The sequence below is a fragment of the Marinobacter sp. es.042 genome (genome assembly GCF_900188315.1).
GTDB lineage: Bacteria > Pseudomonadota > Gammaproteobacteria > Pseudomonadales > Oleiphilaceae > Marinobacter.
Window position 1 is genome coordinate 1,582,400 of sequence record NZ_LT897781.1, and the last position, 23,244, is coordinate 1,605,643.

Below are 23,244 nucleotides of genomic sequence, written 5' to 3' on the forward strand. Positions count from 1 at the left end.
CGGGGCGGTATTGCCAACTTAATATACGCGCCTCGTCACACGACGACGTTCCCCGATAGCTCAGTTGGTAGAGCAACGGACTGTTAATCCGTTTGTCGCTGGTTCGAGCCCAGCTCGGGGAGCCACTATTCTGAAAGCCCGCTAATTCTCTGAGTTAGCGGGTTTTTTATTGCCCCGCTTTTCGGTTCAGACTTCGGTTGTTGAGAGCAAATCCTGCCCTAGCCTGCTCGTTGGCGGGACTGGTGCGGCTGTCATGGCTTTCCAAAACACGCTACAAGCACGTCCGTGTGCGCTTGTTTCGGGCCGTCCATGGCCCTCTACAGTTTTGGAAAGCCATGACAGCCACACCGTTCGACGGTGTACGTATCCGCAAAACAGACAAAACTCTCACAGAAAGCAGGTAGTCAGTAGGTTGCAGTAGCCCACCGAACTCTGACGCAAGATATATCTGAGAAGTTCGAAGAGGTGGTGTGGGGCCTCCCTCCCAAAAATGTCTGTGGCCAAGGATGGCCACAGCCAAGCGCACATGGATGTGCTCGTAGCGGTTTTTGGGAGGGAGGCCCCACACCACCAGACTCCAAACCATGCAGGCTAGGAGCCCAAATCAGACAAGAACCTAGAAACTAGGCGCCAATAACCTCAGAGTGAATAGCCTCCAAGGCAGCCAGAGGGTCAGACGCCTGAGTAATCGGGCGGCCGATCACGAGGTAGTCGGAACCGGCTTTGAGGGCATCTGTGGGCGTCATGATGCGCTGCTGATCGCCTTTATCGGCAGTCAACGGACGGATTCCCGGTGTGATCAGCTTGAAGTCGGCGCCCTGCTCGGCTTTGAGCTTCGGTGCCTCTTGCGCGGAGCAGACGACGCCGTCGAGGCCGCAGTTTTTGGTAAGGGTTGCCAGGCGGGATACCTGGGCTTCCGGGGAATCGGTGATGCCAATACCGGCGAGATCGTCGGCGTTCATGCTGGTGAGGACCGTGACGGCAATCAACAGCGGGCGATCCGCACCAAAGGTTTCCAGGCGCTCCCGACAGGCGGTCATCATTTTCTCGCCGCCAGAGGCATGCACATTGACCATCCATACACCGAGATCGGCAGCGGCCGCAACTGCCGCCGATGTGGTGTTCGGGATGTCGTGGAATTTCAGGTCCAGGAATACGTCGAATCCACGCTTCTGAAGCCCTTCCACCAATTGCGGGCCAGAGCGGGTGAACAGCTCCTTGCCTACTTTCAGGCGGCATTTGCTCGGGTCCAGTTTGTCGACCAGCTCAAGGGCAGGATTCTGGGAGGGAAAATCGAGGGCGACGATGATTTTGGGATCGTTAGCAGTTTGCACGTTCACTTGTCCTGCGGAAATTCGGTAAAGGTTTATTCGGCTTCAACACCCTGGATCGGGCGTACGGTTTCCCATTGCTTGCAGCTTGGGCAAAGCCAGTGCAGCTGACGGCCAGAGAAACCACAGCTGACACAGCGGTAGACGGGGCGATTGGCGAGAATCAGGTGGCCAATACGGCTCACCAGCCTGCCCTCATCAGTGGTCATGCCCTTTTCATAACCGGCCATTTCCACCAGCCGGAGCAGGCCACGGACGCTCGGGCGGGTTTCCAGTTCCTGCCTGAGCAAGTCGATGGCAGCCGGTCGCCCCGAGGCGCGCTCAACGGACTCCACCAGAGCCAGCAACAAACTGGTGCTCGGGTAGTTTTCGTAAAGCTTGCGCAGTTTTTTCGCCAACCGGCCAATGTCGCCGTGCTCGTGCTCAAGTTTCATGAGCCGGTCGATGGCTTCCGGCCCAAACTCAGGGTTCTGTTCGAATACTTTCAGGCACTGGCTGCCTGCCTCGCGATAGCTGCCCTGCCGAACCAGCAGCTTCATCATAATCAGATTGGCCCGAACGCAGGAGCGATCGTACTCAAGCGCCTCCTTGGCAAGTTTCTGGGCAGCCCAACGGTCGTCCTGTTTCAAAGACTCTTCCGACAGCTCACATGTCAGGTAGGCCAGCACCTTGAACATTGCCGGGTCGGAATCCCCACGCGTCAGCGTTCGGGCCACTTCGGCAGCCTTTGCCCATTCCTTTTCCTGTTGGTAGAGGTCGATGAGCTGCTGGGAGGAGTGCCGTCCGTAATCCTTGTCGCCCATCAACTGGTGCAACAATGCCTCGGCCCGGTCGAGGAGCCCCGCGTTCAGGTAATCGCGGGCAAGCTCGAGAGTCACCTGCGGGGAGAATCTCGGGGGTAATTCGGGCCTGGCCAGAAGGTTCTGGTGGATCAGTATGGCGCGATCGGTTTCGCCCTTGTTGCGGAAATGGCTGCCAATGGAGAGGTGGAGGCTGACAGTATCCTTGTTGACCGCAAGGGACTGGACGAAATTCTCAACTGCCTGGTCGGAGTAGTTCGTAAACAGGAACTGGAGACGATCCTTCACCGATTCCTCATCGGAAATCGTTTTGCCGGATCGCCTGTCACCGCTTCCCAGCCGGCCCACAAGCCAGCCAACGGCGACTGCAACTGTCAGCAGCAGCCACTGTAATACGATATCCATTAAAGAGTCCGGTCGTTCTGGGCCCTGGATTTCTCCAATGCCTGCTCGGCGCGATCAAGTCGTTTCTGAAGGGTTCGCCGGGACACCGAGTTGCGAACGGTGGCCAGCATGGTTATCAGCACGCCAACAAGGGCACCGACAACAAATGCCATGATAATCCAGACGGCAACACCATGGGGTTGGGTTTTAAACAACAGAAAGTTGAGGGAGACTGCCATTTGATTGTTGAGTGAAAATACCAGTGCCAGCAGAACCAGGACCAAAACCAACAGAATAATAAGGATCTTCTGCAATCCTGCCATAGCAATAGCACTCCCAAAGGGCATTGATGCCCGAATTATACGCGTTCCATGAGCAGCTGTTAAAAGCCTTGCTTCAAGCTGTCGTTGACCTGCTCTCTCAATTCCTTGCCGGGTTTGAAGTGCGGCACATATTTGGCTGGCAACTGAACAGCCTCACCGGTTTTCGGATTGCGCCCGGTACGCGCGGCCCGGTGATGAAGGGAAAAACTGCCAAATCCCCGGATTTCTATTCTCTGACCATCGGCAAGCGACTGGGACATGTGCTCGATGATGGTTTTTACAGCCAGTTCGACATCTTTAACGGAGAGCTGAGTCTGCTTGGAAGCAATCAGCTCGACCAGTTCGGACTTCGTCATGAGGCGTTTCCCTCTTTCATTTTTATTCGGCCGTCGGTTACCGGATTCCCATGACTACCTAGTTTAGCCAAACCAGAAAAAAACACAAAAAAAACGGGCTCTTAGAGCCCGTTTTTTTCATACCAACCGGAGGATTAGTCCTTGTTGGCGTTTTGCTGCTGCATCTGCTCCTTGATGAGATCACCGATGGTGGTCGCACCAGAGGAAGTTTCCGCAGTTTTGGTCCGCACGTTTTCCAGTGCCTGCTTGTCGTCCTCAACATCTTTGGACTTCACAGACAGGTTGATGATGCGGTTCTTGCGGTCGATGCTGATGATCTTCGCTTCAACTTCTTCGCCTTCCTTCAGCGCGTTGCGTGCATCTTCAACACGGTCACGGCTGATTTCAGAGGCTTTCAGTACCGCTTCAACTTCGTCGTTCAGAGCAATGGTAGCTGCCTTGGCATCAACTGCAGACACGGTGCCCTTAACAATGGAGCCCTTGTCGTTCAGCTGAACAAACTCGGCGAACGGATCGCTCTCGAGCTGCTTGATACCCAGGGAGATACGCTCACGCTCCGGATCAACAGACAGGATAACGGTTTCAACTTCGTCACCCTTCTTGTATTCACGAACCGCTTCTTCGCCAGTCTCGTTCCAGCTGATATCAGACAGGTGAACCAGACCGTCGATGCCGCCATCCAGACCGATAAAGATACCGAAGTCAGTGATTGACTTGATCTTACCGGAGATACGGTCGCCCTTGTTGAAGTTGCTGGAGAAATCTTCCCACGGGTTGGATACACATTGCTTGATACCCAGGGAGATACGACGACGTTCTTCGTCGATATCCAGAATCATCACGCCCACTTCGTCGCCTACCTGGACAACCTTGGACGGATGGATGTTCTTGTTGGTCCAATCCATTTCAGATACGTGAACCAGGCCTTCAACACCTTCTTCCAGCTCAGCAAAGCAGCCGTAGTCAGTCAGGTTGGTAACGCGCGCAGTAACCTTGCTGCCTTCCGGGTAACGACCCTTGATATCAACCCAGGGATCTTCGCCCAGCTGCTTCAGGCCGAGGGAGACTCGGTTACGCTCACGATCGAACTTCAGCACCTTGACGCTGATTTCGTCGCCAACATTAACGATTTCGCTCGGATGCTTGATGCGCTTCCAGGCCATATCGGTAATGTGCAGCAGGCCGTCAACACCACCCAGATCCACGAACGCGCCGTAGTCGGTCAGGTTCTTGACGATACCCTTGATTTCCATACCCTCGGTCAGGGTTTCGAGCAGAGCTTCACGCTCAGCACTGTTTTCAGCTTCCAGAACGGCGCGGCGGGAAACAACCACGTTGTTGCGCTTCTGGTCGAGCTTGATAACCTTGAATTCGAGTTCTTTGTTCTCCAGGTGCGCGGTGTCGCGAACCGGACGAACATCAACCAGCGAGCCAGGCAGGAAGGCACGGATGCCGGCCAGATCGACGGTGAAACCACCCTTGACCTTACCGTTGATGATACCTTTAACCACTTCCTCAGCTTCGAAGGACTTCTCGAGTACCTTCCAGGCTTCTGCACGCTTGGCCTTTTCACGGGACAGACGGGTCTCACCGAAGCCGTCTTCAACAGCGTCGAGAGCTACATCGACAACGTCGCCGATAGCAATTTCCAACTCGCCTTTTTCGTTAAGGAACTGGGAGGCGGGGATAACGCCTTCGGACTTCAGTCCGGCGTTAACGGTGACCCAGTCGTTATCGACGTCTACAACGGTTCCCTGGACGATGGAACCCGGTTGCATGTCAATTTCTTTCAGGCTTTCTTCAAAAAGATCCGCAAAGCTCTCGCTCATTATGAGTCCTATATGATCAACGCAAGTGTACTCCGTGCCACCAGCAACACGGTCTGTTAACAAGTTCCGGACTAAGCCTGTGGCTGGCAGATAGCGCTACATCCGGCATTTCAACGACAAAAAGGTGTAGTCAGGCCTGACCTGCTGCGGCCATACACCTGTCCAACACCTTTTCTATACTCAATCCCGTAGAATCAATGACTTGCGCATCATCTGCGGGCTTGAGAGGGGCTGCGGAACGGTTCATATCCCGTTCATCACGAACCCGTATCTCCTCTAAAAGGGCGTCAATATTAACATCGACACCCGCGTCCTTCAACTGGCTATAGCGCCGCTGGGCCCTCTCCTCGGCGCTTGCCGTCAGGAAGATTTTTACCGGTGCATCCGGAAAAACCACCGTTCCCATATCCCGGCCATCGGCCACCAGGCCCGGCGCCTGCCGGAAGTCCCGCTGGCGCTGCAATAGCGCATCCCGAACCGGCTGCATGACTGCCACCTTCGAGGCGTTGTCGCCAGCCGATTCTGTACGTATATCTGCTGTCACGTCCTGACCGGCGAGAATCACTTTTACCGGCTCACCTTCCGGAGTGGGCTCAAAGGCCACATCCAGCCCGGCGGCGACTTTAACCAGGCCGTTCTCGTCATCCAGAGACACGCCCTGGCGAACCGCGGCCAGCGCCGTCAGCCGGTAAAGGGCACCACTGTCAAGAAGATGCCACCCAAGCTTTCGGGCCAGCATCTGGGTGATCGTGCCTTTGCCGGAACCTCCGGGACCATCAACGGTAATCACCGGCGCACTGCTATCAACCATTATTCAGCCCCCTCGGCTGAGATATTGATCCCCGTTCCTTGCGCAAGTTCCACAAAACCGGGGAAAGACGTAGCCACATTGGCACAGTCGTTCACCGTAATGTCACCCGCAGCGCGCAGGGAAGCGACCGCAAAGGACATCGCGATGCGATGGTCTCCATGACTGTTCACGGTACCGCCACCGATGGTCTGACCGCCATCGATAATAATGCCGTCAGGCGTGACGGTGGTCTCGACTCCCAGTGCAGCAAGGCCATCTGCCATCACCTGGATCCGATCGCTTTCCTTGACCCGAAGTTCCTCTGCGCCCCGCAGCACCGTGCGGCCGTTGGCACAGGCCGCGGCAATGAACAGCACCGGGAATTCGTCGATGGCCAAGGGGACCTGATCCTCAGGGATGTCGATACCCTGGAGCTCCGCGGAGCGGACCCGAAGGTCAGCCACCGGCTCACCACCGATTTCGCGCTCGTCCAGAATCTCGATATTGGCGCCCATCTGATTCAGGATGTTGATCACACCAACCCTGGTCGGGTTCATACCAACGTGGCGAAGGATCAGATCGGAGCCCGGGGCAATACTGGCCGCGACGAGGAAAAACGCGGACGACGAAATATCGCCAGGCACATCAATATTGGTCGCCGTCAGTTTGCCGCCACCACTGACACTGGCGGTCGCACCGTCACGGTGAACGTGATAGCCAAAACCCGCGAGCATGCGTTCGGTATGATCACGGGTAGGCGCCGGCTCGGTCACCGATGTACTGCCCTCGGCATAAAGTCCGGCCAGCAGAAGACACGATTTGACCTGGGCGCTGGCCACCGGCATTTCATAGTGAATACCGGACAGCTTCTGGCCACCACGGATTTTCAGTGGCGGGCGCCCCCCTTTTTCGGTATCGATAACGGCGCCCATCGCCCTGAGCGGATCGGCAACCCGCCCCATCGGGCGACCGGAGAGACTCGCATCGCCGGTAAGCTCGGAATCAAAAGGCTGGGCCGCCAGCAAACCGGCGAACAGCCGCATGGCGGTTCCCGAGTTACCCAGATACAGAGGCCCGCGGGGGGCCTGAAGCCCGTGCATGCCAACACCATGGATGCGAACAAAGCCGTCGTCCGGGCCTTCAATAGTGACGCCCATATCCCGGAATGCCTGGAGCGTCGCCAGGCTGTCTTCACCTTCCAGAAACCCTTTCACCTCGGTTACACCGTCTGCCAGAGCACCCAGCATGATGGAACGGTGCGACATTGACTTGTCGCCGGGCACCCGGATATCACCGGTGATCGCGCCACCGGGCTGTAGACGGAACGTTACCTGCTTTTCACTGTTGTTTGTCACGTAAGCCTGTCCTGAGAGCATCTTCGAAAAATGTTCACGCGCCGCCTTGGCGCGACTGAAAACCCGCAACAACGTGGCGCTGTCCTGATTGGCAATGGCAGTGCGCAGTTGTTCGAGGTCGTGGGTAAAGTGGTCAATGACACGAAGAACCGCATCACGGTTCGACAGAAAAATATCGTGCCACATCACCGGATCGCTGGCCGCAATCCGGGTAAAGTCCCTGAAGCCACCGGCGGCGTAGCGGAAGATGTCCATGTTCTCATCTTCACCCGCCAGGGTATCTACGAGGGAGAACGCGATCAGGTGGGGCAAGTGGCTGGTGGCTGCCAGCACCTCATCGTGATACGCCACCGACATGGTCAGCACCGTGGCACCGCATCCCTCCCAGAGCCCTTTCAGGCGAGCCAGGTGGGGCTGGCTGACATTGTCCGGCGGCGTAAGGATGACCTTGTGGTTGGCGAACAACTCGGGATTGGCCGCCCGGATGCCGCTCTTCTCGGAACCGGCAATGGGATGACCGGGAATAACCAGAGGCGACAAGCCGCCGAACACGGCCTCAACATCGGTTACGAAGCTGGATTTGGTACTACCGACATCGGTGAGTATCGCGTCCGGCTCCAGAGCCGGACGAATCTGCTCAAGAACCGCGCGTGTCGCCCTTACCGGAACGGCAAGCACAACGAGGTCCGCGCCACGAACAGCATCAGAAACCGTTGAAGCCGCCTGATCGATCACACCCAACTCTTTGCCGAGTTGCAGTTCCTCAGAGCGATGGTCCGCACCAACAACCGTACCCGCAAGCCCATTGCGACGGATCGCGCAGGCCAGGGAGCCACCGATAAGCCCCAGGCCAATCACCGCTACCCGTTTAAACAGAGGCTCGGAAGACGTCATATCAGTCGCTGAGCCCCGATGCAGTCAGGGCCTGGGCCAGAGCTTCGATAAAGCGCTCATTTTCTTCCGGCAGCCCTACGGACACCCGAAGATGTCTGGGCATGCCATAGCCCGCGATGGGCCGGACAATTACACCGTGTGCGAGCAGAGCCTGGTAAACGCCCATGGCCTGCTCCCCCACTTCCACGGCAACGAAGTTCCCGGCCGACGGAATGTAACCGAGCCCCATCCGGTCAAATGCCTCCTGCAACTGACGCAGACCGGCTGTATTCACATCCCGCGAACGCTCGAGGTAATCCTCATCTTCGAGCACAGCCGTGGCGGCAGACAGGGCAACGGTATCCACGTTGAACGGCTGACGCACCCGGTTAAGAATGTCTGCAATGGCCGGCGAGGAGATGCTGTAACCTACCCGCAGAGCCGCCAGCCCCCAGGCTTTGGAGAACGTGCGGCAAACGATGAGATTCGGGAAACGGGCCAACAGCTCGACACCATCCGGGTATTGATCACCGGTCAGGTATTCACAGTAGGCTTCATCCAGAACCACAAGCACGTTCTCGGGAATTTTCTTCAGGAACGCTTCAATGGCGTCCGCCGTATGAACGGTACCCGTCGGGTTGTTCGGGTTGGCGACAAACACGAGACGAGTGCGATCGGTAACCGCTGCGGCCATGGCGTCCAGATCGTGCCCCCATTCCCGGGCTGGCACGGACACACCCCTGGCACCGATGGCCTGGGTCACCAGCGGGTAGACGGCGAACGCGTACTGGGAGAACACCACCTCGGAATCTGCATCGGCGAAGCAACGGGTAATCACTTCCAGTACATCGTTGGAGCCGTTACCAAGGGTAATCTGATCCATCCCGACGTTCAGACGCTTCGAAAGCGCCTGCTTCAGGTTGAATCCGTTGCCATCGGGATACAGACAAAGCTCGGAGAGGGCCTGCCGCGCCGCCGACATCGCTTTTTCGCTGGGCCCCAGCGGGTTTTCGTTGCTCGCCAGCTTGATGATTTCTGCCGGATTGAGGCCAAGCTCACGGGCCAGCTCTTCAATCGGCTTGCCCGGCTGATAGGGTGAGAGGGCCTGTACGCCGCGAACCGCCAGGCTCTGGTAATCAATAGCCATAAATCGTCCTCGACACTCTTTGCTCAGAAACGCAGGTGGAGATACTTACAGAACGCCAATCGGATAGGAACCCAGGCGTTTGAGCTCAACGGCCTCTTCATCCACTTCTGCCAGCACCTTCCGGACCTGCTCATCTTCCATGTGTCCCTCGAAATCGATGTAGAACACATAGGCCCAGGTGCCACTTGGCGAGGGCCGCGTTTCGATTCTGGTCAGGCTGAGCCCGTGACGATGGAAAGGCTCGAGGAGCTGATACAGAGCCCCCGGCTTGTTGCGCATGGACACCAGGATAGACGACTTGTCGTGGCCACTGGCCGGCACTTCCTCCCGGCCAATGATCAGGAAGCGGGTGGTATTGTCCGGGCGATCCTCAATGCTGTTCGCCAGCATCTCCAGACCATAGAGCTCTGCCGCCATATCACCGGCAATGGCCGCCGTGCCGGGCTCCTCGGCTGCGCGCCGGGCCGCTTCCGCATTGCTGGAGACGGTAACCCGCTCGATGCCGTAGCGGTGGGTGTCCAGCCATTGCCGGCATTGGGCAAACGATTGCTGATGGGAATAAATCCGGGTGATTTCCTGGTCGCCGCGCTTCGGAGACACAAGCAGGTGATGGTGAATCCGCAGCTGAACCTCGCCGCAGATCTTCAGCGGCGAGGACATGAACATATCCAGGGTGTGGTTGATCATACCCTCGGTCGAGTTCTCGACCGGCACCACGCCGTAATGGGCAGCGCCGGATTCGACCTCCCGGAATACCGCATCAATGGCCGGCAAAGGCACGCTGACCACCGAGTGACCAAAATGCTTGAGCGCTGCCGCCTGTGTGAACGTGCCAATCGGACCCAGGAATGCAATGTGCATGGGCTTTTCCAGCGCCAGGCAGGCGGACATGATTTCCCGGAACAGACGGGCCATTTCCTCACCCGACAGCGGCCCCGGATTCTGTTCCTTGATGCGGCGAAGCACCTGGGCCTCACGCTCGGGGCGATAGAAAAAGACGTCCTGCCCCGGATTGGCGGTCATTTTAACGTGCGCCACTTCCTGGGCACAGGCGGCCCTGGCACTGATCAGCTCCATGATCTTCTGATCAAGCTGATCGATCTGGTCCCGCAGCTCTCCGAGCCGAACCTGCTCATCACTCATGATCAGCCACGCTCCTTCGCAAATTCGGTCATGTAGTCAATCAGCGCATCGACACCGGCTTCTGGCATCGCGTTGTAGATGCTCGCACGCATCCCGCCAACCGAACGGTGGCCGGCCAGGTTCAGCAGGCCACGGGCATTGGCACCCTTCAGGAATTCACCATTCAGGGCATCATCCGCCAGCGTGAATGGCACGTTCATCCAGGAGCGGAACCGCGGGTCGATCGGGTTGGCGTAGAACTCGTTGGTATCGATGAAATCGTAGAGCTTGCGGGCCTTGCGCAGGTTGATCTCACCCATGGCCTTCACACCGCCCTGCTCTTTCAGCCACTTGAACACCAGACCGGCCAGGTACCAGGAGTAGGTCGCCGGCGTGTTGTACATGGAGCCGTTATCTGCAATCACCTGATAATTCATCATGGTCGGGGTCTCCTTGCGGGCCTTGCCCAGGAGATCCTTGCGGATAATGACCACCACCAATCCCGAGGGACCGATGTTCTTCTGGGCACCGGCATAGATCACACCGAACCTGGAGACGTCCACCGGCCTGGACAGCATAGATGAGGACATGTCGGCAACCAGCGGCGCGCCCGGGCTATCCGGAATAAAACCGAATTCCAGGCCACCGATGGTCTCGTTGGGCGTGTAGTGCAGATACGCCGCGTCGGCACTGGTCTGCCAGGAAGATTGATCCGGAATCGTGGTAAAGCCACTGTCTTCCGAACTCGCCACCACGTTCACCTTGCCATAGCGACTGGCCTCGGCAATGGCCTTCTTGGACCAGATGCCAGTATTCACATAGTCCGCAGAGCCCTTTTCGCCCAGCAGATTCAGAGGAATGGTGGAAAACTGGCTGGACGCTCCACCCTGCATGAAAAGAACCGCGTAGTCGTCCGACACGCCGGCCAGTTCACGCAGATCTTTTTCTGCAGTTTCGGCAATCTGGACAAACTCGTCGCTGCGATGGCTCATTTCCATCACCGACATGCCGGTACCGCGCCAGTCGAGCATTTCATCCCGCGCCTGACGAAGCACGCTCTCCGGCAAGGTGGCCGGACCTGCACAAAAGTTATACGCCCTGCTCATGTTGCTGCTTTCTCTCAAGTCTTGCTGAATCTGTCTGTGGCAAGTGCCGGCTTATTCGTCGCCGGCACTCTCGCCTTCTTGGCCTTCTTGGCCTTCTTCCGGGCTCTCGTCGGCAACAATCGGATTGCCTTCACTGTCGAGCTCTTCGTCGTCGGTTTCCGCAATCCGCTCAACGCCAACCAGCCGCTCGTCTTCCTGGCTCAGCTTGATCAGGCGCACGCCCTGGGTGTTCCGGCTAAGAACCGACACTTCGTCTGTCCGGGTACGCACGAGCGTGCCCTTGTCAGAGATCAGCATCATTTCGTCACCGTCGAACAGCTGCAGGGCTGTCACCAGGTTACCGTTACGCTCGGAGCACTGCATGGCGATAACGCCCTGGCTGCCACGGCTGTAGGTCGGGAACTCGTCAATGGCGGTACGCTTGCCGTAGCCGTTTTCGGAGGCAGTCAGGATAACCCCGCCGTCCTGCGGAATGATCAGCGACACCACATGGTGACCCTGCGGCATCTTGATACCGCGAACGCCACGGGCTGTCCGGCTCATGGGACGAACGGCTTCTTCATTGAAGCGCACCGCCTTGCCAGCGGTCGAGAACAGCATGACCTCGGCATCGCCTTTGGTAATGGCTGCACCAATCAGGGTATCGCCCTCATCCAGAGACAGAGCAATGAGGCCGCTGCTGCGCGGACGCGAGAAGTTCGGCAACGGCGTTTTCTTGACCACGCCGGCAGAAGTGGCCATCAGCACAAACTGGTCTTCCGGATAATCCCGAACCGGCAGGAACGTGGTAATACGCTCGCCTTCGTCCAGCGGCAGGATATTCACCATGGGCCGACCGCGGGAGGCGCGGCTGGCGCGCGGAATCTCGAAGACCCGCAACCAGTAAACCTTGCCACGGTTGGAGAAACACAGAATCGTGTCGTGGGAGTTGGCAACCAGCAGCTTCTCAACGAAGTCTTCATCCTTCATGGAGGTTGCCGCCTTGCCGCGACCGCCCCGGCGCTGGGCCTGGTAGTCTTCCACTGCCTGGGTCTTGGCGTATCCACCGTGAGAGATGGTGACTACGAGGTCCTCCTCATCTATCAGATCCGCGATGGTCAGATCGCGCTGGGAGCTGGTGATCTCGGTGCGACGTTCATCGCCGAACTCGGAAACAACGGCTTCCAGTTCTTCACGGATAACCTGCATCAGGCGGTCAGGATCGGCCAGGATCTCGAGGAGGCCGGCGATCTTTTCAAGGATGTCCTTGTACTCATTCTGCAGCTTCTCGGTTTCAAGACCGGTCAGACGGTGCAGACGCATATCCAGAATTGCCTGGGTCTGCTCGGGAGAAAGATAATAAAGGCCATCACGCAGGCCATAGATTTCCGGCAGATCGTCTGGACGACAGGCATCCTCACCGGCACGCTCCAGCATTGCCAGAACATCACCCGGAGCCCAGCCCTTGGCCATCAGCTTTTCTTTTGCTTCTACCGAACTCGGAGAAGCTTTGATCAGCTCGATCATCTCATCAATATTGGCCAGAGCAACCGTGAGGCCTTCCAGAATATGGCCCCGCTCACGCGCTTTGCGCAGCTCATAGATGGTGCGGCGGGTAACCACCTCTCGGCGGTGACGAACAAAGGCATCCAACATCTGCTTGAGGTTCAGCGTCTTCGGCTCGCCATTGATCAGCGCAACCATGTTGATGCCAAACACCGTCTGCAACTGGGTATGGGCAAACAGGTTATTGATCACAACATCCGGGTTTTCACCCCGACGCAGCTCGATCACCACCCGGATACCTTCCTTGTTGGATTCGTCCCGCAGTTCGGTGATGCCTTCGAGGCGCTTTTCTTTCACCAGCTCGGCGATCTTTTCGATCAGGCGGGCCTTGTTGAGCTGATACGGCAGCTCAGTGATGATGACAGCGTCACGATTGGTTTTTTTGTCGTGTTCAATCTCGTGGCGGGCACGGACATAAATACGGCCCCGGCCGGTACGGTAAGCTTCGACAATGCCGGCACGGCCATTGATGATGCCCTCGGTCGGGAAATCCGGGCCCGGGATGAATTCCATCAGCTCATCAACAGTGAGATCCGGATTATCAATCAGCGCCAGACAGCCATTGACCACTTCCGTCAGGTTGTGGGGCGGAATATTGGTGGCCATACCCACGGCAATACCGGAGGAACCATTCACCAGAAGATTGGGAACCCGGGTGGGTAGAACCTCGGGAATCCGCTCGGTGCCGTCGTAGTTGTCAACGAAATCGACGGTTTCCTTATCCAGATCCGCCAGCAGGGAGTGAGCGATTTTCTCCATGCGGATCTCGGTGTAACGCATGGCAGCCGCGTTGTCACCGTCGATGGAACCGAAGTTACCCTGGCCATCGACCAGCGGATACCGCAGGGAGAACGGCTGGGCCATACGTACGATGGTGTCGTACACCGCAGAGTCACCGTGGGGGTGGTATTTACCGATAACATCACCCACCACACGGGCGGACTTCTTGTAGGCTTTGTTCCAGTCGTTGTTCAGTTCGGACATGGCGAACAGAACGCGGCGGTGAACCGGCTTGAGGCCATCCCTCACATCCGGAAGCGCCCGCCCGACGATTACGCTCATGGCGTAGTCGAGGTAGGACTGTTTTAACTCGTCTTCAATATTGACCGGCAGGATCTCTTTGGCTAACTCACCCATCGAGAAAGGTTCCTTTGCGTTATCTGGAAGTCGTATCGGGGCCGTTTCCGGGCCCCATAGTTATTCTTCAACAAGCCGCCAAGTCTACCACAGTCGCACCCTTTCCGGGGCAACTGTGAGGCAGCCTTAATCAAACACCACTGTCTTGTTTTCGTAGGTGATCACCCGGTCTTCAATGTGGGAGCGCAGGCCCCGGGCCAACACGTTCTTTTCCACATCCTTGCCCAGGCGAACCATATCCTCGATAGAGTCGCTGTGGGTGATCCGGATAACGTCCTGCTCGATGATCGGGCCCTCGTCGAGGTCCTGGGTCACGTAGTGGCAGGTGGCACCAATCAGCTTAACACCGCGGCTGTAGGCCTGGTGATAGGGGCGTGCACCGGCGAAAGACGGCAGGAAGCTGTGATGGATGTTGATCACCTTGCCGGAGTATTTCTCGCAGAGCTCGCCGGGAAGGATCTGCATGTAGCGCGCCAGCACAACCACATCGGCCTCATATTTCTGGAACAGCTCATCAATATGGGCGAAGGCTTCCGCCTTGTTTTCCTTGCTGACCGGCACGTGGTGGTAGGGAATCTCATGCCACTCCACCATCCTGCGAAGGTCGTCGTGATTGGAGATGACCGCCACTATCTCGGCATTGATCTCCTTGCTGTGCCAGCGGTACAGCAGATCGGCCACACAGTGGGATTCCTTGCTGCACATCAGGATCACTTTCTTCGGCTGGGCCGAATCGGCAATGTGCCAGTTCATGTTGAATTCACGGGCAATGGGCTCGAACGCAGCCCGGAACTGGTCCAGGCCAAACGGAATCGAGTTGGCCTTGATTTCGTGCCGCATGAAAAACCAGCCGGTATGGGTATCCGAATGGTGACTCGCTTCGGTAATCCAGCCATTGTATGTGGACAGAAAATTACTCACCTTGGCGACAATTCCCACCCGGTCGGGGCAGGAAATCACAAGACGATAGGTATGCTCCATGAAAGCCTTTCCTTAACTGAAATCCGGGAAAGCAGGTGCGTCGGGGAATCACCGCCGACATTAACGGCAGGTTAACGGTACGCACCTATGAAAATGACCGGCTATCATAGCCTATCTGAACGCCAGAAACGAGGAATGGAGATATGGACAGAGGCCTCTACCAACGCACAATCAAAAACCTCGCCACGGGGCGCTCAGGCCGCCTTTCGATTGCGGCCGCCCTGGCCTTTTTCATCACCACCGCGCCGGCCTTCGGACAGGCCATTCTCGAGGGTGAGCGGTTTCACCCGGTTACCGCAACCCAGGGCATGGTTGCCACCAGCCATACACTGGCCACCGAGGTGGCTCTGGAAGTGCTGAAAAACGGCGGCAATGCAATCGATGCAGCCGTTACCGCCGGCTTTGCACTCGCTGTCACCCAGCCCCGTTCCGGCAACATTGGCGGTGGCGGTTTCATGCTGATATCCAGGGGCGACGGCTCAGATCCGGAAGCCATTGATTATCGCGAAAAAGCGCCCGCTGCCGCCACAGAAACCATGTTCCAGGACGAATCCGGCGAGGTAGTCAAGAACCGCAGTCGTTTTACCCACCTCGCCGCAGGGGTTCCGGGCACGGTTGCCGGCCTGGCACTGGCGCTGGAGCGGCACGGCACCATTACACTCAAGCAGGCACTGGCGCCAGCCATCAAACTGGCCCAAGAGGGTTTCGTGGTGCCCCAGCGTTTTACTGAGGGCCTGGAGCAGGCACGGGAGAGACTCGAGCGATGGCCCGCCACCCGTGACACCTTTTATAAGGAATACGGAAGCGCCTGGCAGCCCGGGGAACGCTTTCGACAGCCGGAACTGGCAGCAACACTCCAGCGCATTGCCGACAACGGCGTGAAAGGCTTTTACGAAGGCGAAACCGCCGATCTGATTGCCAGCGAAATGGAACGGAATGGCGGCCTCATCACGCACCAGGACCTGAAAGACTATCGCCCGGTTGTCCGGGCGCCGGTTCACGGCAACTATCGCGGGTACGATATTTTCTCGATGTCGCCGCCCTCTTCCGGTGGCACGCACATTGTCCAGATCCTGAATATCCTCGAAGGCTTCCCGATGGCGGAGTTTGGCCATAACTCCGCTGATGCGATTCATCACATGGCCGAAGCCATGAAACTGGCCTACGCTGACCGTTCAAAATACCTTGGCGACACGGATTATGTGGATGTGCCGCTGGCGGGGTTAACCAGCAAAGGCTACGCAGAAGAACTGCGCAAAGGCATTGATCCGAACAGGGCACGACCGGCCAGCGACATCAATCCCGGCCAGCCGGCTGCCTGGGAAAGCCCGGAGACTACCCACTTTTCCGTAGTGGATAAATGGGGCAACGCAGTATCAAACACCTACACCATCAACTTCAGTTACGGATCAGGCATCACGGTGGAAGGTGCCGGCTTCCTGCTCAACAACGAAATGGACGATTTCAGTGCCAAGCCCGGTGTACCCAACGCCTATGGCCTGATTGGTGGCGAAGCCAACAAGGTTGAGCCCGGTAAACGCATGCTGAGCTCCATGTCGCCCACTATCGTTAAGAAGGATGGCAAGAACATTCTGGTTACCGGCAGTCCCGGGGGCTCCCGGATCATTACCACCACCTTGCAGGTGATCCTCAATGTGATTGATCATGGAATGAACATCCAGACCGCCGTGAGCGCGCCGCGCATGCACCACCAGTGGCTGCCGGATGAAATCCGGATCGAACAGGGCATCAGCCCCGACACCATCCGGCTTCTGCAGGAACGGGGGCACACGGTGGTCGGTGGATCAGCCATGGGCGCCATCCAGAGCATCCTGATTGACGAAGACGGTGTTCGCAATGGTGGCGCGGACCCGAGGAGGAGCACTTCGTCGGCCATGGGCTATTAACGGGCAATTGACCAGGGTCACTGACCTGAATGGAGGCTTTATGTATCTTTCTGTACAACTGAGCTGCTATCCCCTGAAAGAGGAGTACAAGCAGCCAATCAAAGACCTGATCGCGCGCCTGGAGCAGACCGGACTGGAAGTCTACCCGGGGCGGATGAGCACCGAGATTTTCGGCGACTATGATGAGGTTATGGGCGTGCTCTCGGACACCATGAAATGGTCGTTCGAGACCTACGGCAAATCTGTCTTCGTGGCGAAGATCATGGAGGGCGACCGGAGACCGAAATGACAGCACCGAGTGGGCCAGACAACCAGCAACAGAAACCGGATCAGAACCAGCAACCGGTCATTCCGAACCAGTATGCGTTCCTTTGGCTGAGCGCTGCCATCTTCCTGATGGTGCTCTGGCTGCAGGATGGCGGACAACCGCGACTTCAGGACCTCGCCTACTCGGAATTCAAGACGGCTGTTGTGAACAATCAGGTGGCAGAAGTCACGTTGAAAGAAGAAGCCATTACCGGCTTGTTCACCGACAGCGGTGCCGCCGATTTCAGCTCTGACAGCCCACCCCACACCAGCACGCCCGGTTTCCATACCATCCGCCCGCCCATGGAAGACCCGTCGCTGCTCAACCTTCTGGAAGAGCACAGTGTCACCATTCGGGCCACGCCATCAGGTCTGCCGTGGTGGCAGGAAATGATTCGCGGCTTCCTGCCCTGGATCCTGCTGCTGGCGCTGATGTTCTGGTTCTGGGGTGCGGCGCAGAAACGCATGACACAGGGTGGCGGCCCCTTTGATTTCAGCCGCTCCAAGGCACGGCGGGCCCACAAGGAAACCTCTACCGCCACCCTGGATGACGTGGCCGGCATTGAATCCGCCAAGCGGGAAATTGCCGAGATCATCGATTTCCTGAAATCTCCCGAAAAATACCGGGCACTGGGTGCCGTCATGCCCAAGGGCGTGCTTCTGGTCGGCCCGCCGGGCACCGGCAAGACACTGCTGGCCCGGGCCATCGCCGGCGAAGCAGAAGTGCCCTTCTACAGCATCAGCGCCTCGGAATTCATCGAGATGTTCGTGGGTGTTGGCGCCGCGCGGGTTCGGGACATGTTCAAGGAAGCCCGGAAAGACGCGCCGGCGCTGATTTTCATCGACGAACTGGATGCCATTGGCCGATCACGTGGTGCGGGCCTGGGTGGCGGCCACGATGAAAGAGAGCAGACACTGAACCAGATCCTCACGGAAATGGACGGTTTCGAGGCTCACGAAAATGTTCTGGTACTGGCTGCCACCAACCGGCCGGACGTGCTCGACAGTGCCCTGCTCCGCCCGGGCCGTTTTGACCGCAAGATCACCCTCGACCGCCCCCACAAGGAGGCCCGCGCGGCGATCCTGGCCGTTCACGTGCGAAAGGTCCCCCTGGCGAATGATGTCGACCTGAATCAACTGGCCGCGCGCACCATCGGCTTTTCCGGGGCGGATCTCAAGAACCTGGTAAATGAAGCGGCGCTCACCGCAGCCCGCGAAAGCCTGCATGAGGTGAATGCCCATTGCTTTGATCTGGCCCGGGACAGAATTATTCTCGGTGAAGAGCGAGACACCAAGCTGAACCCGCAGGAGCGTGAGGCCGTTGCCTACCACGAATGTGGTCACGCCATCATGGCCTACTACATGCCGAACGCGGATCCCCTAACCAAGTTGACCATCATTCCTCACGGCATGGCCATGGGAGTGACGGAACAAACCCCGAGGGAAGATCACTACACCTACACCGAAAGCTACCTGAAGGATCGCATCAAGGTGATGCTTGGAGGTCGCTGCTCGGAAAAGCTGATCTACGGAGAAGTCAGTACCGGCGCCCAGAACGACCTCAAGGAGGCAACCGCGCTGATACGCAAGATGATCGGCCAGTGGGGCATGAGCGAAAAGATCGGCCCGCTGGGCCTGAACATCGGCGAGGAACATGTTTTCCTGGGCCGGGAGATGGGCATGCCGAGGGAGTTCAGCGAAAAGATGGCTGAGATGATTGACGAGGAAATCCAGTCCCAGCTCCTGGCCCTCGAGAAGGCAACCCTCGACTTCCTGACCGAGCACCGCAACCAGCTGGAGGCACTGGCCAAAGCCGTGCTGAAACAGGAAACCCTGTCCGCCGAGGACGTCGAGGAAATTCTGCGCAAGGAGGATTCACGGAAAATTGCCTGATACTCAAGTCATGGCCTAGATCACCAGGTCGTGACTGAACAGCGTAATACAGAACCCAAGGACCGCTCCCAGAGGCGGGCCCCAATGCCGGTCAAGCCTCGACTGAGGAGCGATGTCCTGGAAAATCAGGTACAGAATACCCCCGGAAGCCATCAGCATCAGTGAGCCCAGTAACACGGGGCGCTCAGACAAGAAAAAATAGCCAAACAGGCCGGCCACCGGACCTGTGATCACCAGGCTACTCATAAAGACCAGCGTCTTTCGGGAACTGTGGCCTTTCAGGTAAAGCAACTCCCGATAGGCGTTGAACCCTTCCGGCAAGTTCTGCAAGGCAATGAGTAACGCCATGAGCAGTGCAATCTCGGTGTTCACCACGGCGAGCCCGCCCAGCGCGGCAGCTTCCGGAATAAAATCCAGCATCACACCCAGGAGCTGCGGAGATTCACGGCGTTTCAAGCCGAGAACCCGCTCTATCAGGAAGAATATGAGCCCGCCCGCAAGAATAGCCGGAATCGCAAGAAGGGATCCCCCCATGCTGGATCGGCCTTCCGGAATAAAAACCACAGCGACCGCGCCAAGCAGGATGCCGCCACCGAGCGCGATCACGAAATGGCGGAACTCCTGCTCCAGCCAATTGGGTCGGATCCGTTCAAAGCTGGCGAGCAGTCCGCCCAATGGAATGCAGGCGCCGGCAAGGACGGTCAGTCCAACAATGGAGAGAACATCTATGAACATCAGCTAATCAATACCTATGGAGCAACCGATGAGATTCAGGGCGTGACCGTAACGGGAAGATTCAGGGCCACCAGCAACCGCTCTGCGCCGGGCTCCTGGAGCAGTGTGCATTCCCGGCTTAGCACCAGCTCTACCGCCCTTTCCTGTCGCAGAATTCCGGCCACAACAGCCGGATCCGTTGATGGCAGAGACCTTACACGAAGCTCCGATTCCTGAATACCCAGGTCCCGGGCGACGCCTTTAAGGTCGTCGGCGGAGACCGTCGAGTCAGCGCCCAGCAGCAGTGTCACGGGCCGATGCCAATGACGAACCACCTCAGCGGTTGCCTGGACAGCACGGCCGTTGGCGCCATCGTGGTCATTGAGAAACACCACAACCCTGCCCAAAGGTTCGGCCCGACCTTCACACCAGAGCAAGACCCTTCCCCGGGAACGACGAACCAGCCCTTTTGCCGTCGAGCCCAAGCGCACACCGGGCTCGGAGGACCACCCAACGCGGCCCAGCACCAGAAGATCCTGAGGGCCGGCGAGCGCCAGTACCTCATCAATCACATGGCCCCGGGCGACACTCAGGGATTGCCTGCAACCGTATGACACTACGGCACCGGCAAGAGCGCGGCGGGCCTCGCTCGCCAACCTCTGCATGCGCTGTTCAACGTCGCCAGCAGCCAGGGGGCGACTGATACCGGATGAACCGCCCACTTCGCGGGCAAAACCATAGCCGGCGCTTCGCAGCTGGTTCAGCTCCTCAACAAACACACCCAGCACATCGGCACCCGTATTCGCGGCAATCCCGACCGCAGCCTGCAAGGCGGCGTAACTCATCCTGGAACCATCGAGAAGCACCAGTACACGACCGGTTGTGGTGCCGGGGTCAGCCTGGTTTGCTGGCCTATCAGTCACGATCCTTGCCTCCGCTGTTGTTCTCTTCTCCGTTTTCGTCCCGTTTCTTGCTGGCCTCCGCGAACTTCTCCAGGCGTTCGGCAACCCGGCGATTGAAGCTGTTCTCAGGGAACTCGCCATTACTGTCCGGTTCTCCGGCCTCAAGACCGGTTAGCAGCTCAATTGCCTCATTGATGCCTGAAATCGGATAGATCCGGAACCGGTCCTCAGCGATCGCCTGCCTAACATCGGCTCTCAGCATGAGGTGCTCAACATTGCTTGCGGGCAGCAAAACACCCTGCCCGCGAACGTCGCCGGCTTCCTTGCAGACATCGAAAAAGCCCTCGATCTTCTCATTCACACCGCCTACGGCCTGAACTTCACCATGCTGGTTCATCGACCCCGTTACCGCGAATGACTGCTTGATTGGCACCCGGGAAATGGCTGAAAGCAGCACGCAGGTTTCTGCCACCGACGCGGAATCGCCCTCAACACCACCGTAGGATTGCTCGAAGGCGAGACTCGCCGATAGGGAAAGTTCGCCGTCGCCAGCGTACCGGCTCGCCAGGAAGCGGGAAAGAATCATCACGGCCTTGCTGTGAATGGGGCCGCCGAGTTTGGCCTCCCGCTCGATATCCACCACCTGCCCTTTACCGGGACGGGCCGTGGCGGTAATCCGGGTAGGCTGCCCGAACATCGACGCCCCAAGCCGGAGTACCGAAAGGCCATTTACCTGAGCCACCTCCTCGCCAGTGGTGGCTATCATCACCACACCCCGGCTGATTTGCTCACGGCTTCGTTCCCGGACCCGGCTGGCCCGGTATTCCCGTTCATCAATGGCCTGCTGGAGATGGCTGGCTTCAACCGTATCGGCCCCGGCCTGTCCCGCCCAGTGGTCTGCCTCGCTCAGAATGTCGCGGAGCACCCGGTCGTGGGCGGTCAGTTTGCGCTGGTCTGCTGCCAGCCGGCTGGCATGTTCAATCAGCCGGGCCACGGCGCTTCGCTCCAGCGGTCGCATTTTCAGGCCCCGGGCCATGGTGGCGATCATGCGCGCGTAGAGTTCATAGCATTCTTCATTGCGGTCCAGGTCGTCCTCGAAATCCGCTTCTACTTTGAACAGGTCCAGAAAGTCCGGATCATAGTGGGACAGCAGGTAATAGAGCATCCGGTCCCCAAGCAGAACCACCTTGACCGACACCGGAATGGGCTCCGGCTGCAGGCTGACGGTACTCACCAACCCGTAAAGCCGCTCCAGTGACTCGATTCGAACCTCACCGGAGGACAGGATCCGTTTCAGGCTTTCCCACGCCATCGGCTGTGTCAGTACCCTGCGCGCATCAATAATCAGATAGCCGCCACTGGCCCGGTGCATGGAACCGCCACGAATCAGCGTGAAATCGGTATAGAGATTACCCTGCCGGGCCCGATGTTCAATCTGCCCCGCCAGATGCTGATGGTTGGGCAGGTCCTCGTAGATAACGGGCGCGCCGGCCGTCTCCGCATTATCGACCAGCAAATTGACCTTGTACCTTGCCAACAGGCCCGCCGGAGGCCCGTTATCGGTATCCTGGAAAGCCTCGGCGTGCTCAACCACATCCTCGCGAACGACATCCAGGTACTCGACGATATGCTGCAGGTGGGACCATTTTTCCCTCAACTCCCCAATCGGGCCGCCCAGGGTCAGCTGCACCATTTCTTCATTCAGGGCGTGGACTCTTTCCCTGACCTCCTTCCGCATCCTGGGTATCTGCTGGATGGTTTGCTGAAGCTTTTTCTGAAGCTCCTCAACCTTGGATTCGACCAGCGCTTTCTCCTCGTCCGAAAAGTTCTTGTATTCCTCCGGGTCGATCACCTCGCCCTTGCGCATCGGGGCAAAGGTAAAGCCGGCCGGCGTGGTGATCATGGCAATGTTGTTCCGGTTCGCCTCTTCCTGGATATCAAACAGGCCCTGATGCTGACGCTTGGCCATTTCTTCCTGGAGTTCCTGCAACCTGGCCTGGTATTCCTCGCTTTCGAAGGCAGCAGGGATTGCTGTTCGGAGCTCCTCCGCCAGTTCATTCATGTGTTTCTTGAATTGCCGCCCTTCACCGGCCGGCAGTCGAATGGCGCGTGGCCGCTCTGAAAACTTGAAGTTATAGACATGGCACCAATCCGGCGGGACCGGCTGGCTTGCCGCATGCAGGCAAAGAAAGCGCTCAACCAGCTCGTGCTTGCCGGCACCGGAGGGTCCGAGAACAAAGAGATTGAAACCGTCTGCCTGAATACCGGCACCAAATTCCAGCGCCCGCAGTACCCGGTCCTGACCATACGGACGCTCGAGGTCCTGCAGGTCTTCGGTGGTTTGGAAATCCAGCTTGTCTTCCGGGCAACCGTGGTAGACCTGGTTTTCGGTCAATGGCGCGGGTAGTGACATTACATCCTCCTGATTGTGTCGGCATTACCT

The 23,244-nt window shown here is 58.0% G+C and carries 18 protein-coding genes and 1 tRNA gene; 4 read left to right on the forward strand and 15 right to left on the reverse strand.

Going from position 1 to position 23,244, the window contains the following annotated elements; all coding sequences use genetic code 11:
- Positions 1 to 49 precede the first annotated feature (49 nt).
- Positions 50 to 125, forward strand: a tRNA-Asn gene (locus CFB02_RS07470).
- 498 nt (positions 126 to 623) lie between these two features.
- On the opposite strand, the gene pyrF is transcribed toward CFB02_RS07470, so the two are convergent.
- From pyrF to purU, 12 genes are all read right to left on the reverse strand, one after another.
- A complete protein-coding gene (pyrF, locus tag CFB02_RS07475; RefSeq protein WP_088557510.1) occupies positions 624 to 1,334 on the reverse strand; it encodes an orotidine-5'-phosphate decarboxylase in 711 nt (236 codons plus the stop codon).
- 32 nt (positions 1,335 to 1,366) lie between these two features.
- Positions 1,367 to 2,536: a lipopolysaccharide assembly protein LapB gene (lapB, locus tag CFB02_RS07480; RefSeq protein ID WP_062784793.1), complete on the reverse strand. Its 1,170-nt coding sequence runs from the start codon at positions 2,534 to 2,536 to the stop codon at positions 1,367 to 1,369.
- Positions 2,536 to 2,838 (reverse strand): LapA family protein, encoded by a 303-nt coding sequence (locus tag CFB02_RS07485; protein WP_088557511.1) that lies wholly within the window; start codon positions 2,836 to 2,838, stop codon positions 2,536 to 2,538. The genes lapB and CFB02_RS07485 overlap by 1 nt, the downstream gene beginning before the upstream one ends.
- Positions 2,839 to 2,897: 59 nt before the next feature.
- The gene (locus tag CFB02_RS07490) at positions 2,898 to 3,194 is read right to left on the reverse strand and encodes an integration host factor subunit beta (protein ID WP_088557512.1); all 297 of its coding nucleotides are present in this window, start codon (positions 3,192 to 3,194) and stop codon (positions 2,898 to 2,900) included.
- Between the two features lie 134 nt (positions 3,195 to 3,328).
- A complete protein-coding gene (rpsA, locus tag CFB02_RS07495; protein WP_008172063.1) occupies positions 3,329 to 5,023 on the reverse strand; it encodes a 30S ribosomal protein S1 in 1,695 nt (564 codons plus the stop codon).
- A 130-nt stretch (positions 5,024 to 5,153) separates the two neighbouring features.
- The gene (gene cmk / locus CFB02_RS07500; RefSeq protein ID WP_088557513.1) at positions 5,154 to 5,834 is read right to left on the reverse strand and encodes a (d)CMP kinase; all 681 of its coding nucleotides are present in this window, start codon (positions 5,832 to 5,834) and stop codon (positions 5,154 to 5,156) included.
- A complete protein-coding gene (locus tag CFB02_RS07505) occupies positions 5,834 to 8,062 on the reverse strand; it encodes a bifunctional prephenate dehydrogenase/3-phosphoshikimate 1-carboxyvinyltransferase (protein ID WP_088557514.1) in 2,229 nt (742 codons plus the stop codon). The genes cmk and CFB02_RS07505 overlap by 1 nt, the downstream gene beginning before the upstream one ends.
- A gap of 1 nt (position 8,063) precedes the next feature.
- On the reverse strand, positions 8,064 to 9,188 hold the full coding sequence (gene hisC / locus CFB02_RS07510) for a histidinol-phosphate transaminase (protein ID WP_088557515.1): 1,125 nt from the start codon (positions 9,186 to 9,188) through the stop codon (positions 8,064 to 8,066).
- 45 nt (positions 9,189 to 9,233) lie between these two features.
- Positions 9,234 to 10,331 carry a prephenate dehydratase gene (gene pheA, locus CFB02_RS07515; RefSeq protein WP_088557516.1) on the reverse strand — a complete coding sequence of 366 codons (1,098 nt, stop codon included), beginning with the start codon at positions 10,329 to 10,331 and terminating at the stop codon, positions 9,234 to 9,236.
- A gap of 2 nt (positions 10,332 to 10,333) precedes the next feature.
- Entirely contained in the window at positions 10,334 to 11,416 is a 1,083-nt protein-coding gene (gene serC / locus CFB02_RS07520; RefSeq protein ID WP_088557517.1) for a 3-phosphoserine/phosphohydroxythreonine transaminase, read from the reverse strand.
- Between the two features lie 51 nt (positions 11,417 to 11,467).
- Positions 11,468 to 14,098 carry a DNA gyrase subunit A gene (gene gyrA / locus CFB02_RS07525; protein ID WP_088557518.1) on the reverse strand — a complete coding sequence of 877 codons (2,631 nt, stop codon included), beginning with the start codon at positions 14,096 to 14,098 and terminating at the stop codon, positions 11,468 to 11,470.
- Between the two features lie 126 nt (positions 14,099 to 14,224).
- Positions 14,225 to 15,079 carry a formyltetrahydrofolate deformylase gene (gene purU, locus CFB02_RS07530; RefSeq protein WP_088557519.1) on the reverse strand — a complete coding sequence of 285 codons (855 nt, stop codon included), beginning with the start codon at positions 15,077 to 15,079 and terminating at the stop codon, positions 14,225 to 14,227.
- A gap of 143 nt (positions 15,080 to 15,222) precedes the next feature.
- Here purU and ggt point away from each other — a divergent pair, with 143 nt between their 5' ends.
- The 3 genes from ggt to ftsH are packed head-to-tail and all read left to right on the forward strand — an operon-like array spanning position 15,223 to position 19,185.
- Positions 15,223 to 16,986 carry a gamma-glutamyltransferase gene (gene ggt, locus CFB02_RS07535; RefSeq protein WP_088557520.1) on the forward strand — a complete coding sequence of 588 codons (1,764 nt, stop codon included), beginning with the start codon at positions 15,223 to 15,225 and terminating at the stop codon, positions 16,984 to 16,986.
- A 40-nt stretch (positions 16,987 to 17,026) separates the two neighbouring features.
- Positions 17,027 to 17,275: a thiamine-binding protein gene (locus CFB02_RS07540; RefSeq protein WP_014576785.1), complete on the forward strand. Its 249-nt coding sequence runs from the start codon at positions 17,027 to 17,029 to the stop codon at positions 17,273 to 17,275.
- Complete coding sequence (gene ftsH / locus CFB02_RS07545; RefSeq protein ID WP_088557521.1) at positions 17,272 to 19,185, forward strand: ATP-dependent zinc metalloprotease FtsH; 1,914 nt, start codon at positions 17,272 to 17,274, stop codon at positions 19,183 to 19,185. Before CFB02_RS07540 ends, ftsH begins: the two co-directional genes overlap by 4 nt.
- Before the next feature lie 15 nt (positions 19,186 to 19,200).
- Here ftsH and CFB02_RS07550 read toward each other — a convergent pair whose 3' ends face one another.
- The 3 genes from CFB02_RS07550 to CFB02_RS07560 are packed head-to-tail and all read right to left on the reverse strand — an operon-like array spanning position 19,201 to position 23,214.
- Positions 19,201 to 19,920, reverse strand: a complete 720-nt coding sequence (locus tag CFB02_RS07550) for a ZIP family metal transporter (protein ID WP_062784806.1) — start codon at positions 19,918 to 19,920, stop codon at positions 19,201 to 19,203.
- Positions 19,921 to 19,955: 35 nt separating this feature from the next.
- On the reverse strand, positions 19,956 to 20,822 hold the full coding sequence (locus CFB02_RS07555; protein ID WP_088557522.1) for a universal stress protein: 867 nt from the start codon (positions 20,820 to 20,822) through the stop codon (positions 19,956 to 19,958).
- On the reverse strand, positions 20,815 to 23,214 hold the full coding sequence (locus CFB02_RS07560; RefSeq protein WP_088557523.1) for a Lon protease family protein: 2,400 nt from the start codon (positions 23,212 to 23,214) through the stop codon (positions 20,815 to 20,817). The genes CFB02_RS07555 and CFB02_RS07560 overlap by 8 nt, the downstream gene beginning before the upstream one ends.
- Positions 23,215 to 23,244: the final 30 nt, after the last annotated feature.